This window comes from Acinetobacter corruptisaponis (assembly GCF_030053775.1).
GTDB classification, from domain to species: Bacteria; Pseudomonadota; Gammaproteobacteria; order Pseudomonadales; family Moraxellaceae; genus Acinetobacter; species Acinetobacter corruptisaponis.
The window spans coordinates 2010142-2024028 of sequence record NZ_CP125669.1; the positions used below are offsets into that span (position 1 = coordinate 2010142).

The 13887-nt window shown below is 45.7% G+C and carries 14 protein-coding genes and 1 riboswitch; of the genes, 6 read left to right on the top strand and 8 right to left on the bottom strand.

Translation table 11 applies throughout. From position 1 onward, the window contains the following. Positions 1–5: 5 nt before the first annotated feature. Positions 6–281 (top strand): oxidative damage protection protein, encoded by a 276-nt coding sequence (locus QLH32_RS09540; protein WP_267981544.1) that lies wholly within the window; start codon positions 6–8, stop codon positions 279–281. A gap of 403 nt (positions 282–684) precedes the next feature. Here QLH32_RS09540 and phoU read toward each other — a convergent pair whose 3' ends face one another. After that, complete coding sequence (gene phoU / locus QLH32_RS09545; protein ID WP_267981545.1) at positions 685–1407, bottom strand: phosphate signaling complex protein PhoU; 723 nt, start codon at positions 1405–1407, stop codon at positions 685–687. Between the two features lie 137 nt (positions 1408–1544). Then, positions 1545–1679, top strand: a riboswitch (TPP riboswitch). Positions 1680–1768: 89 nt separating this feature from the next. Between phoU and thiC the strand changes: the two genes are divergently transcribed. The 5 genes from thiC to gluQRS all read left to right on the top strand — a co-directional run bounded on the left by thiC (position 1769) and on the right by gluQRS (position 7193). Then, complete coding sequence (gene thiC / locus QLH32_RS09550; RefSeq protein WP_283266050.1) at positions 1769–3664, top strand: phosphomethylpyrimidine synthase ThiC; 1896 nt, start codon at positions 1769–1771, stop codon at positions 3662–3664. Positions 3665–3739: 75 nt separating this feature from the next. After that, positions 3740–4351, top strand: a complete 612-nt coding sequence (locus QLH32_RS09555; protein WP_279960218.1) for an NUDIX domain-containing protein — start codon at positions 3740–3742, stop codon at positions 4349–4351. 21 nt (positions 4352–4372) lie between these two features. Further along, entirely contained in the window at positions 4373–5188 is an 816-nt protein-coding gene (cpdA, locus tag QLH32_RS09560) for a 3',5'-cyclic-AMP phosphodiesterase (protein ID WP_283266051.1), read from the top strand. Positions 5189–5645: 457 nt separating this feature from the next. Beyond that, on the top strand, positions 5646–6179 hold the full coding sequence (dksA, locus tag QLH32_RS09565; protein ID WP_267981553.1) for an RNA polymerase-binding protein DksA: 534 nt from the start codon (positions 5646–5648) through the stop codon (positions 6177–6179). A 150-nt stretch (positions 6180–6329) separates the two neighbouring features. Beyond that, on the top strand, positions 6330–7193 hold the full coding sequence (gene gluQRS, locus QLH32_RS09570) for a tRNA glutamyl-Q(34) synthetase GluQRS (RefSeq protein ID WP_283266052.1): 864 nt from the start codon (positions 6330–6332) through the stop codon (positions 7191–7193). Positions 7194–7252: 59 nt separating this feature from the next. On the opposite strand, the gene ftsW is transcribed toward gluQRS, so the two are convergent. The 7 genes from ftsW to QLH32_RS09605 all read right to left on the bottom strand — a co-directional run bounded on the left by ftsW (position 7253) and on the right by QLH32_RS09605 (position 13773). Next, entirely contained in the window at positions 7253–8446 is a 1194-nt protein-coding gene (gene ftsW, locus QLH32_RS09575; protein ID WP_267981555.1) for a putative lipid II flippase FtsW, read from the bottom strand. Positions 8447–8456: 10 nt separating this feature from the next. Continuing rightward, positions 8457–9815, bottom strand: coding sequence for a UDP-N-acetylmuramoyl-L-alanine--D-glutamate ligase (gene murD, locus QLH32_RS09580; protein ID WP_283266053.1), 1359 nt, complete (start codon positions 9813–9815; stop codon positions 8457–8459). A 282-nt stretch (positions 9816–10097) separates the two neighbouring features. Next, on the bottom strand, positions 10098–10235 hold the full coding sequence (locus tag QLH32_RS09585; RefSeq protein WP_283266054.1) for a hypothetical protein: 138 nt from the start codon (positions 10233–10235) through the stop codon (positions 10098–10100). A gap of 156 nt (positions 10236–10391) precedes the next feature. Continuing rightward, complete coding sequence (locus tag QLH32_RS09590; RefSeq protein ID WP_283266055.1) at positions 10392–11219, bottom strand: mechanosensitive ion channel family protein; 828 nt, start codon at positions 11217–11219, stop codon at positions 10392–10394. A gap of 165 nt (positions 11220–11384) precedes the next feature. Continuing rightward, positions 11385–11642, bottom strand: coding sequence for a DUF6587 family protein (locus QLH32_RS09595; protein WP_283266056.1), 258 nt, complete (start codon positions 11640–11642; stop codon positions 11385–11387). 20 nt (positions 11643–11662) lie between these two features. Next, positions 11663–13516 (bottom strand): ferrous iron transporter B, encoded by a 1854-nt coding sequence (feoB, locus tag QLH32_RS09600; RefSeq protein ID WP_283266057.1) that lies wholly within the window; start codon positions 13514–13516, stop codon positions 11663–11665. Then, positions 13513–13773: a FeoA family protein gene (locus tag QLH32_RS09605; protein WP_267981570.1), complete on the bottom strand. Its 261-nt coding sequence runs from the start codon at positions 13771–13773 to the stop codon at positions 13513–13515. Before QLH32_RS09605 ends, feoB begins: the two co-directional genes overlap by 4 nt. Positions 13774–13887: the final 114 nt, after the last annotated feature.

Below are 13887 nucleotides of genomic sequence, written 5' to 3' on the forward strand. Positions count from 1 at the left end.
TGATGATGACTAGACAAGTATTTTGCCGTAAGTACAAACAGGAACTTGAGGGCTTGGACTTTGCACCATTTCCAGGCGCGAAAGGTCAGGAGTTTTTTGAAACTGTTTCAAAACAGGCCTGGCAGGAATGGTTAAAGCATCAAACCACGCTCATCAATGAAAAACGCTTGAATGTGTTTGAACCTGACGCGAAAAAATTTCTTGAAGAACAACGTGAGAAGTTCTTTGATAATGATGACAGCGTTGAAAAAGCTGAGGGGTGGAAGCCTGAAGAAAACTAAAGCAACGCTTTAGTTTTCTGCAAGACAAGGACGAAGTCCGCGTAGGCTACAATTAAAAAAGAATCACTTATGCAAAACGAGAAGCTAGGCTTCGAGTTAAACAGGAAAGCAACAATTATCACTACGCAAGAACGCACCAAAGAGAGCTGATTTTCAGCTCTCTTTTTACGTTACATTTACACAAGTAATAAAGCCTTACACAGTATACACAGTTGTCTACATGACACTTGAGGGGAATATACTTATAGTGAGTCTAAGAAAGATAAAGAGATACATTGATATCTCACATAACGCATGATATTTCTCTCCCAGACTTTTCCCCCGAAGTCTGGGATTTTTTTATCTGGGATTTTTCCAATAAAAAAACCACTGATCATTCAGTGGTTAATATTAATTCCTGAAATTATTTTTGATTCACTTTCTGTTCAATTTCTTCAATGCTGGTGTGGCGCACATCCATTCCCTTAGCCATATAAATCACCTGCTCGGAAATGTTGCGCGCGTGGTCACCAATCCGTTCCAATGAACGCAGCACCCACATCACATTAATGACACGGGAAATATGACGCGGGTCTTCAATCATATACGTCATCAGGGTACGCGTTGCCGACTGGTACTCACGGTCAATATCCACATCCGCCATGACCACCTTTAAGGCCTGATCCACATCCAGACGGGCAAATGCATCCAGTGCATCATGGATCATCACGCGAACCTGATTACCAATATGGCGTGTTTCCATGTAACCACGTGGAGACTCTCCCTCTTCACACAGGTTTTGGGCAATACGCGCAATTTTTGCCGCTTCATCACCAATACGCTCAAGGTCGGTGTTGGCCTTGCTCATCGCAATCACCATACGCAGGTCAATCGCTGCTGGGTGACGGCGTGCCAGAATCAGGGTTAAGCCCTCATCAATATCTCGTTCAAGCTGATTGACGGTATTGTCCTTGAACTGAACATCAATCGCCAGATTTGCGTCGGTATCAAGCAGGGCATGAATTGCATTGGCAACCTGTTGCTCGACCAAACCGCCCATGGTCATAAACTTGGTATGCACAGCTTGTAAGTCTTCATTAAATTGTGAAGAAATATGGTGACTTAACACAGGATTACTTGGACTCACAGTATGCCTCCACTAGACACATGGAAAATGATGGGTGATTAAAACACAGCAATCATGAAAGTTTTATGACAATAACATGCGCATTGTAGAATGGTGTGAATTGATACAACAAAAAGCTAAAAATCTGGTAGTCTAGGCCTAGCTTGACGGAGCGCAGTTAACAAACTGCTGAGATTGTCTTAACCCTATTTTTTTATCCCAAGGATTTAAAGACAAGTACCGTTGAACCTGATCAGGTTAACACCTGCGTAGGAATCAAGCCCAGCAAAAACCCAGCCCAGTTTTATCCATTTTCCAGGATAAATCCGCCATCGTTTTTGGTCGTGCTTGATTCGTTAATGCTTTCCATAAGGATCATGTCATGAACCAGTTAACGAATCTTTCCCCTGCTGATATTTCTGCCCAACATGAGCAGGATGCTAAAGATTTAACCCGTATTCTACCCGCATCTAAAAAAATTTACGTCGAGGGTTCCCGCCCCGACATTCAGGTTCCATTCCGTGAAATCAGCCTCACTGACACCCCAACAGGTTTGGGTGGTGAGCACAACCCACCTGTGATGGTTTATGACACTTCGGGCGTTTACACCGATCCAAACATACGGATTGACTTAAATCAAGGCTTACCCTCAGTTCGCCAAACATGGATTGAGGAACGTAACGATACCGATGTGCTTGCAGGCCTCAGTTCCGAGTTTGGACAAGCCCGCTTAAAAGATATCCGTACCGCTGACATTCGTTTTGCCCACATTCAGAATCCACGCCGTGCTCAAGCGGGCAAAAACGTGACACAAATGCATTATGCCAAGCAAGGCATGATTACCCCTGAAATGGAATATATTGCCATTCGTGAAAACCAGCGCCAACGCAATGATGTGGATATGCGCCAACACGCGGGACAAAACTTCGGTGCACAAAATTTAAGGGAAATCACCCCTGAGTTTGTCCGTCAGGAAGTGGCTGCGGGCCGTGCCATTATCCCTGCCAACATTAACCATCCAGAATGTGAACCGATGATTATTGGCCGTAATTTTCTGGTAAAAATCAATGCCAATATCGGTAACTCTGCACTCGGTTCATCCATTGATGAAGAAGTGGCAAAAATGACCTGGGCAACCCGTTGGGGTGCCGACACCATCATGGACCTATCGACAGGGAAAAACATCCATGAGACCCGTGAATGGATTATCCGCAACTCACCTGTTCCAATCGGCACAGTACCCATCTATCAGGCTTTGGAAAAAGTCGATGGTGTGGCCGAAGACCTCACATGGGAAATCTTTAAGGACACCTTGATTGAACAGGCCGAGCAAGGCGTGGATTACTTCACCATTCATGCAGGTGTACTACTACGCTACGTGCCAATGACCGCCAATCGTCTGACAGGCATCGTGTCGCGTGGTGGTTCAATTATGGCGCAATGGTGCCTGGCTCATCATAAGGAAAATTTCCTCTACACCCATTTTGATGAAATCTGTGAAATCATGAAAGCCTATGACGTGTCATTTAGCTTGGGTGATGGCTTGCGTCCTGGCTGTATTCAGGATGCCAATGACGAAGCGCAGTTCAGCGAACTCAAAACTTTAGGTGAACTGACACACCGCGCCTGGGAACATGATGTACAGGTGATGATTGAGGGACCTGGTCATGTGCCAATGCATATGATCAAGGAGAATATGGACCTGCAACTGGAAGTGTGTAAGGAAGCACCATTCTATACACTGGGGCCATTAACGACTGATATTGCACCAGGCTATGACCATATCACCTCGGCGATTGGTGCCGCGATGATTGGCTGGTATGGCACCGCCATGCTCTGTTATGTCACTCCTAAAGAGCATTTAGGTCTACCCAACAAGAAAGATGTCAAGGATGGGATTATCACCTACAAGATTGCGGCGCATGCAGCGGACCTGGCAAAGGGCCATCCAGGTGCACAGGTACGTGACAACGCACTATCCAAGGCACGTTTTGAATTCCGTTGGGATGACCAGTTTAACCTGAGTCTGGACCCAGATACGGCACGCAGCATGCATGATGAAACCCTGCCAAAAGAGGCGCATAAATCAGCCCATTTCTGCTCCATGTGCGGACCAAAATTCTGCTCCATGAAGATCACCCAGAATGTGCGAGATTATGCGCAAAATCAACACAATGCCAATCAGTCAAATGATGCGGAAAAAGATGTTGAAGCAGGTCTCAGTGCCATGAAAACCGCTTATCAGGAACATGGTCAAAAATTGTACCACAAGGTGTGAATCGACTAAAAAAAGATTTTCCCGCGAATCATTCTCGGTTAGGATGAGATATGTACAATCTCATCCTGATTGAAGATGAATATTCTTGACCACGCCAGCTATTCAGCATCAGACGTAACGATAGAATCCCGAGAGCCGATCTTTCGGGGATTCATTCAAGTTGAGAAAGTGAGCTTTCGGCACCGACTGTTTAATCAGCCAGACTACTCATCCGTGATTCAGCGTGAGCTGATCCATCGTCCAGAAGCCGCTGGTGTCTTGCTTTATAATGACCAACAACAACGCTTTGCACTGATTGAGCAGTTTCGGGTCGGTGCATTGAATGATACCGACTCGGCATGGCAGCTTGAAATCATTGCAGGCGTGCTGGATGGAGATGAAGCACCAGAAGACTGTATCCGTCGGGAAAGCCTGGAAGAATCGGGTTGCGAGGTTCAACAGCTACAGCATTTATTTAGTTTTTACCCCTCTGCGGGGGCATGCTCTGAATTTTTTCACTTGTATGCGGCAGAAGTAGAATTACCAAAAATGGGGGGCATCTTTGGGATGCCAGATGAAGGGGAGAACATCCAGCTTCATTTATTTGACTATTCAGAACTAGGCACTTTACTTAAGAATGGGCGTTTGAGAAATGCACCTGTGATTATGGCATTGCAGTGGCTGGCTCAACACTTACAACAACGATAAGAATCTGAGGGGCTACAGACGGTGACTTTCCAGGTCTCAGCGTTATCGCAAAATGATTTTGTGATGATACAGATTACTGATACCCATTTACTGGAGTATCCGCATCTGGAGTTTGTCGGGATGCATCCCGAGCAAAGCTTTCATGCAGTAATCGACTTGATGCGCCAACAGCACCCCCATATTGACCTGATTGTGCATACAGGTGATCTGGCCCAGAATCCGACACCAGTGACCTACAATCGCTATCTGCAACATATGCAGAGTCTGGGTATTCCTTTCTTCCACACCCCAGGCAATCATGATGATGTCGCTCATTTCCCTTTCCATGAAAGCGACCAGACACAGGCAACAGTGGTTGAGCTTGGCAAATGGTGCATCATTTTATTGAACAGTGCACAGCCACAACGTATTGATGGAAAAATCGCGGATGGTCAGTTAGAGCAGTTGACCAAACTATTGGAACAGCTAAAAGACCGCTATGTGGTCATTGCCTGTCATCACCATCCCTTTGCAATGCAGTCGGCCTGGATTGACCAGCATAAATTAAAGAATTCTTCTGACCTGCTGGACGCCATCCAGCCCTTTTCCAATGTAAAGGCGATTGTCTGCGGTCATGTGCATCAGGATTCCATTCATAGCTGGCAGGGTGTCGATTTTTTATCAACCCCGTCCACCTGTATTCAATTCAAGCCGAAAAGTGAAAAATTCGCGCTGGATGAGGAACACCCAGGTTACCGTTATATTTGCCTTAAGGCCAATGGAGAACTGGAGACACAGGTCTATCGCCTTCCGACTTCCCAGCGGATGAATAGCTCAGAAGTTTTGGGATATGATTAGGGTCTGTTGACATTTCACAGATGCTTGCGACAGAGGACATTTTTTAGACGATACAAGGCATGTTTTGCGAAACTTAGTGACTCTAAGTAAGCAAGACATAACGCAGTAACGGCAAAAAATGTCCCTGTCCCGTAGGGTTATGGCTAAAACTGCCTCAAACTTCGTTATGAAACTTGACAAGGGAATCGCCATTGCCTACGTTTCATGCCTTGTTTATGTCGTTTTAGCCTATAACGCAAGGCATGGTTGAAATATCAACAGACCCTATAACTTTGATTACACATCACATCCACGATTTCTCACGAAATCTAGACAGGAATGACTACCATCTTGTCTAAAAACTCTATATGATGACGGCCCCTGATGGAAAAAACCATCTTCGGTTTGTATAAAAACACTTGCATATCACCATATTTTTTGCGTATAGATAGTACGTGTATGATGAGGAATGCCCTATATGGCGAATGACAACCAAAATCAAGTCCTGGACGAACAGACAGAAGTGATTGACGATCAAAAAGCGCCTGCAAAACGTGTGCGTAAAACCAAGCCCAAGTCTACGGAAAGTGGAACCACTGCAAGCTTGTTTGGTATCGCACCTTATCAGCCAAAGAAAAACGAAGAATATATGTCTGAAGGACAGCTTGAGCATTTCCGTCAAATTTTAAATGCATGGAAAGCCGAGTTAATGTCTGAAGTTGACCGTACCCTGAACACCATGCAGGATGAATCAACCGCACTGCCTGATGTCAATGACCGAGCAACACAGGAAGAAGAGTTTGCGATTGAGTTGCGTACCCGTGACCGTGAGCGTAAATTGATTCGTAAAATCGAACAGTCGATTGAGGCGATCCAGAACGAAGACTATGGCTTCTGTGAAACCTGTGGTATCGAGATTGGCCTGCGTCGCCTGGAAGCACGTCCAACGGCAACACTCTGTATCGATTGCAAAACTTTGGCAGAAATCAAAGAAAAGCAAAACAACGGATAATCCCCCCAAGTCCCCCTTTGAAAAGGGGGACTTCCACGAATCCAATCAACTTATATGATTCGTGGTGCTCCCTCTCCTTTTAGGAGAGGGTTAGGGTGAGGTCAAGAATCTGACAGCTTCCTTTACATCCACCACAACATCATTTCCCTCATGTCTTACATCGGACGTTTTGCCCCCTCTCCCACAGGTCCACTGCACTTTGGGTCCCTGCTTACCGCAGTCGCAAGCTATTGTGATGCCAAGACCAATCATGGCAAATGGCTAGTTCGCATTGAAGATACCGACATTCCACGCATTTATCCCCATAGTGAAGCCCACATTCTATCCTGTATTGATGCATTTCAGTTTGAACCTGATGCCGAAATCATTTTTCAAAAAGATCGTTTAGACCTTTATGAACAGGTGCTTGAACAGCTTAAACAAATCCAGGCGGTTTATGCCTGCCAATGCACACGTAAAATGTTGGGTTCCAATCATATCTATGCAGGTACTTGTCGTGACCTGCATCTTGATTTCAACCAGCAGGCGATTCGTCTAAAGGTCGCTGATCAGCTCATTTGTTTTGATGACCGCTTACAGGGACAACAGTGCTCAAATCTACATCATGAACTTGGTGATTTTGTCCTAAAACGCCGAGATGGTATTATCAGCTACCAATTGGCTGTCGTAGTCGATGATTATTTACAGGGGATTACCCATGTGGTGCGTGGCGCAGACCTACTGGATAACACAGCACGACAAATCTGGCTCGGTTCGTTGCTGAATTATCCGACTTTGAGTTATATGCACCTCCCGCTTGCCATGAATGATCAGGGACAAAAACTGTCAAAGCAGAATATGGCGCAGGCATTAGACACTTCTAAAGCTCCAGAACTGCTACAGCAGGCGATTTTAGCGCTAGGTCAGCCTAATATTGAACTTGACCAACCCCGAATCATGCTCAAACAGGCGGTGCAACAATGGAATATTGCTTTAATTCCAAAAGGCATTCATTTGGCTGGAATATATCTATAGGCAATAAAAAAGCCCTATGCATGGCAAAGGGCTTCTGTAAAACTTTTAGGCTTGATTGACTAGAAGTTTGATTCTTCTTTTACTGGGTTTAACTCTTGCGTTGATGCATCAATTTTCAGAATCAAACTGATCATGGCTGCACACATCATCAATGACGTACCACCATAACTAATGAATGGTAGTGTTAAACCCTTGGTTGGCATCAGACCCATATTCATGCCCGCATTCACCAGAATCTGTAGCAGGAAAATAATGCTGATGCCATAGGCCAAATAGCCTGCACGCAGGTAGTTATGTTGCAATGCACGGTGGCCAATACGAATACAGCATGCCAGCATGGTAAATGACAGCACCATCACAATGGTCACGCCAACAAAACCAAACTCCTCACCCAGAACTGCCAACATAAAGTCGGTATGTGCTTCTGGAAGATAGGACAGCTTTTGGACACTGTGTCCCAATCCCGTGCCAAACCATTCACCACGTCCAAATGCCATCAACGCATTGGAAAGCTGGTAGCCAACGCCCAATGGATCAGCCCAGGGATTGGTAAATGAAATCAGGCGCTGAAAACGGAAAGGCTCAAACAGGATCAGGGCCGTCACACCCGCAACAATTGCCCCCAGCATAATCAGGAACTGTGTTGCTGGCGCACCTGCCAGAAAAAATACACCCACCATCATCAAGACAATCACGACAGTGGCCCCCAAGTCAGGTTCAGCCACAATGAAGCCAACAGTTAGCGCCATGACACCACTCAGGCGCAGCAAACCTTTCCAGTGCGTTCGCACCTCTTTGGCACGGCGAACCACATAGTCAGCGGTAAAAATTGCCATCACGATCTTGGCAATCTCTGTCGGCTGCAAGGTAAAGCCACCCACCTTAATCCAGCGGTGTGCCCCATTCACTTCAGAACCCACAACCAGTACAGCGAGCAGCAATACAATGGTAATTAACCATAATGGGAACGCATTTTTAAACCACAGATTCAGGGAGACCCGATAGGTTAAAAATGCCACCACCGCCGCAACCACAATTGAGATGCCGTGACGGATGAGGAAGTAGAATGGATTCTCATGTATATATTCCGCATAGGGCATCGAGGCCGACGCCACCATCACTGAACCGAAACACAGCAAGGAAATCACACAGAAAATCAGGATATTGCGCGCCGTCATTTCAGCTGGAAACTTGGGCAAACGACTCAATAGCTGTGCAATTTTTTGTGTGGTATTTTGGGCTAAATCAGCCATAACGCTATCCCTAGTTTTTATTTTCATTCAAGGCATTTACACATGCCACGAACTGGTGTCCACGATCATTATAGCTTTTAAACATATCAAAACTGGCGCATGCTGGCGAGAGTAAAACCACATCCTCCGCCTGTGTTGCCTGCTGGGCCAATTCCACTGCCTGCTTTAGGCTATTGGCATGCTGGATGATGGTGGTTCCCTGAATGGCCTGCTCAATTACTGCCACATCCTCACCGATGAGAATCACGCTCTTGACATATTTCTGAATTGCATCGCGTAACGGCTTGAAATCCTGTCCCTTGCCTTGCCCACCAAGAATCAGTGCCAGCTTGCCTTTCTTAACCTCAATCGCAGCCCCCAGACCATCAATCGCAGCCAGTGTCGCACCGACATTGGTTCCCTTGGAATCGTTGTAATAGCGCACCCCATCGACTGTTTTGACATATTCACAGCGATGTTCCAATCCCTTAAAGGTTTTTAGGGTTTCAAGCATGGATTGCATCGGCAAGCCAACCGCCTCACCCAATGCCAGACAGGCCAGCGCATTGGCAACATTGTGCATTCCCTGAATATACATTTCGGAAGTTTCAAGCAAACGTTCACGTCCACGCGCCAACCACATGGTGCCATCTGCATCTCGCAACACACCATATTGATTCAGGTCAGGCGCATTGAGACCAAAGCTTTGCATCGGCGTGACATCTGGAACCAACGGGCGGCTTAGGTTGTCATCACGGTTATACACCACTTTTTTCACGCCCTGAAAAATACGGTGCTTGGCCTTATGGTAACCCAGCATATTGCCATGACGATCCAGGTGGTCTTCACTCATGTTCAACACCACAGCCACTTCTGCATTCAGGTGTGAGGTTGTTTCAAGCTGAAAGCTGGACAGTTCCAGTACAATCAACTCAGGTTGATCTTTCAGTAAATCCAGTGCAGGACGGCCAAGGTTACCACCCACAGCCACTTTTTTGCCTGCATCCTGCACCATCAAGCCAACCAGTGTGGTCACGGTACTTTTTGCATTTGAACCTGTAATTGCAATAATTGGAACTTCTGTTGCGCGACGTAACAGTTGAATATCGCCCACAACAGCAATACCCTGCTCAATAGCCTGCTGGATTTCAAGTAGCTGCGGCGCAAGACCTGGACTTAGGATAATTTCTTCTGCTTGTTGTAAAAGTTCTGAATCGAGTTTCCCAAAGCTGGTTTTCACTCCAGCGGGAATCTGGTCATGTCCAGGGGGAGTTTCCCGAGAATCCGTAACTGCAACCTGGTAGCCTTGTTCATGTAAAAAGTTGACCGCCGACACGCCTGAAATCCCCAGGCCTGCCACGACTTTTAATCCACCACGCTGTATTAACATTTTCGTTCCATTTTTGCAGTTCACAGAATGGCAAAAATGTTAGCACTTTACTGTTTTAAATGCTTTTTCAGTTTTGGTTTTATTCAGGCTTTTTTGTGTCAGTGCGTAAAAGCCAGACTGGATATACAGATCAAAATGGAATAAAGACCGCAATAAACCATAACCCCAGTGCCAGATACATCAGCCAGTCAATTTTCCTGGGTTTGATTCCCTTTATTTTTAGCTCGATCACCTCAGGACGAAACCATAAATAGATAAAACATAAGATAGAACCGATCCAGTTTATTCCAGCCCGATAAGGTGTACCCTCCCCCCCAGTCCCAATAGAAAGATAATGGTGACCAAGACCATAAATCCAGCCAGAATAATTTTATGCTTAAGGCTTAATGATGTTTCTTCAGTGGCTTCAATCTGGTTCATATATTCTTTTATAATTCCCTATATTCTCTAAATGATTAAGCTTCAGCCCTACCCAAGAACAACATCATTTTTAAATATGATGCTCTTGCATTGAGAACATGATACAAATTTAGAGCCTTACCATAAATGACAATAAGACTCTATTCACATTCTATGTTATGGATTAAGTGGTTGCTGCACGACAATATTTTGTGTCGGGGCAGGGGCAATAAATCCAGCCTTACCAAGAACATCCTGAATGACATAGTTGGTATCAAAATACACTTGCCAATAATGGTCATTATGGGTGTATGGGCGTACTGCAATAATTGTCCCAATTAAATTCAGCTCCAGCACTTCCACATCCACCGCAGGCTCAACCAGAACATTAGGAATTTTGGCAATGGCTTCTTTTAACAAAACGGCTGCCTGTTTGGGATCAGTACTTGCAGAAAGTTGTGCCTGCAACTCAACACGGCGATAGGCATTATGGGAGAAATTCTGGATATTGTCCGATAAGATTTTATTATTGCCTACAATCGTCTGGATATTATCCATAGTATCTATAGTCGTAGCAAATAATCCAATTTCAGTGACAGTACCTATTTCACCACCCGCCTGAATAAAATCCCCCACCTTAAATGGCCGCAAGATAATCAGAAATACGCCAGCAGCCAGATTTGCCAGAAGTCCAGACCATGCCAAACCAATCGCCACGCCTGTAGCAGCAAACAGGGCTGCGAACGTTGTGGTTTGGATACCAAAATAACCCAGAATCCCAATAACCAGCAGAATATTCAGGGTAATATTTAAGATGGATAAACCATAGCGGGTCAAGGTTGCATCCAGATTTCGATGCATAGACAGTTTACGCAGTTGGTTGATTGCAAAATTAATGAGCCATCGCCCAATGATCCAGAGTGCCAATGCACCCAGTACTTTCCAGATCAACGCGGTAATAAATGCCAGCAATGCGGCGCTATTAAAGTCAAATGGAACTTGCATGATTGTTATCCTTTTATATGCTGGATACTAAATTTTAGTTAAATTTATTTCACAAATGTGCAAAACAAACATTTTTATTCTTATATAGGTCTTTAAAAAATATAGCAATTGAGCCTGTTTACATTTCCAGAATATCAACAGGCTCAAACCAGTGAATGTATTAACTTAACGCCATTTTACTACTGTCTGGATGGGTTCCTTACTTTTAGCTGCGGCACTGTCATCGCTGGAGCAACCACAGCCACCAGCACAACCCATCACCATTTTAGGTTTTAACCACGTTGCCAAACGATGCCAGCCCAAACGCTGACACAGGTTGGATAAAGCCAGAAATGCTGCATTTGCTGTTTGAGGAAATACTTTCTTAAATACCACCACAGCACTCCACAGCACCAATACAGCAACAATCAAGTACTCAAACATAGCTCATACTCCCACTCTACTTACCCCCAAATGCGTGATGCAATTTGGTAGGTAAAGAAAGACATTAAATAGGCCAATCCAAACAGATAAGCGGTCATCACCGCCACATGCTTCCATGAACCTGTTTCACGGCGTACCGTTGCCAATGTTGCCAGACAATGCGGCGCATAGATAAACCACACCAGCAAAGACAAACCTGTTGCCAGCGACCAACCTGTACCATCAGCACTGATCAAGTGTGCCAAGCCTTGTGCCACTGCATCATCATCCGCACCAGACAGTGCATAGACGGTACCCAGTGCAGCCACCACCACTTCACGGGCCGCCATCGCTGGGATCAAGGCGATACAGATTTGCCAGTTAAAGCCAATCGGGGCAAAAATTGGCTGGATCACATGCCCCAGCATCCCCGCAAAACTGTAGTCAATTGCAGGTTGTGTTGCACCCTCTGGTGCCTGCGGAAAAGTGCACAGGAACCACAACAAAATCGACAGGGCAAAGATAATACCACCGACACGTTTCATAAAGATTTTGCCGCGATCCAGCAGTCCAATCCCGACACTTTTCAGGTCTGGAATACGGTAACTTGGCAACTCAAGCAACAACGCATGTTGTGATTTGTCCTTTTGCAGGAATTTCATCACGATGGAAACACAAAGCGCGCTGACAATACCTGACATATACAGGCCAAACAACACCAGACCTTGCAGGTTGAAAATGCCCCACACGGTTTGCTCTGGAATAAAGGCCGCAATCAGCAAGGCATACACAGGTAACCGTGCTGAGCAGGTCATCAGTGGTGCCACCATAATCGTGGTAAAACGATCACGTGGATCACTGATACTACGTGTTGCCATAATTCCAGGCACGGCACAGGCAAAGCTTGAAAGCAATGGAATAAAGGCGCGCCCACTCAGACCAGCCTTGAACATCAACTTGTCTAACAGGAACGCTGCCCGTGGCAAGTAACCTGATTCTTCCAGTACCAGAATAAAGAAGAATAAGATCAGGATTTGTGGCAGGAACACCACCACACCACCAGCTCCTGCAATAATGCCATCCACGACCAGACTTTGCAGCAATGGCTGGGAAATGTGTTGTCCCAGGGTTTCTCCAAGCCAGCCAAACAGGCTTTCAATCCCATCCATAAATGGCGCAGCCCAGGCAAAGACCGCCTGAAAGACAATAAACATCATCACAGCCAAACTAATCAAGCCCAGCACTGGATGCAGGAAAATCTTATCAAGAAAATCTGTACGCTTATCTTCCTGATCAACGAAATTCACCACATCCCTGAAAATCGTTTCAATTTTTTGGTGGTGTCCACCTTTTAAACCACTGAGCTCTGTTTGTGGAACCGTGTATTTCTCCTGGTCAAGCGCATGTAGCAGGTTTTCAATGCCTGTGTTACGGACTGCAACAGTCTCGACCACGGGCACGCCCAAACGTTCTGACAGTTTCTGGGTATTGATCTGGATGCCACGGCGACGCGCCTCATCCATCATGTTCAACACCACCAGTATTGGTCGGCCCAGTTCAATGATTTCCAGCACCAAGCCCAAATGCAACTTTAAGTTGGTTGCATCCACCACGCATAAAAAGGCATCCTGCTGCCCCTCTTCCGCGATCTTGCCCTGACAGACATCACGGGTGATTTCCTCATCTGGACTGGTGGCCTGTAAGCTATAGGTTCCTGGCAAATCCAGAACACGAACACTACGTCCTGACGGCAACTGGAAATGTCCGACCTTACGCTCAACCGTTACCCCTGCATAGTTGGCAACCTTTTGGCGGGTTCCTGTCAGGTGGTTGAATAAAGAGGTTTTACCACAGTTTGGATTCCCCACAAGGGCAACACGTAACGCATCACTCATGCAGGTGCTCCTTCAAGTTGAATTTCAATTTTCTCGGCTTCAAGCTTGCGTAATGCAAAACGGGTAAAACCAATCTGGATTAGAATCGGGTCGCCACCAAAAACACCTTTGGTAATCACCTGCACCTGAGTGCCTGGCACAAAACCCAAACTCTCTAAACGCACCGCTACAAGATCTGGTTGTCCAGTCTCATCGACCAGGCGATTCACCTTGGTGATTACCGCCGTTTGCTTGACTTTTAATGCTGACAATCGCACCGCTTCTAACCCTTAACTCTTTTATTCTAGTATACAGATAAATGAGAATAATTACCAAAAACAATATCAATGGCGTTTGGCTTTGTCACAGATCGACAACACAATATTTTTCTT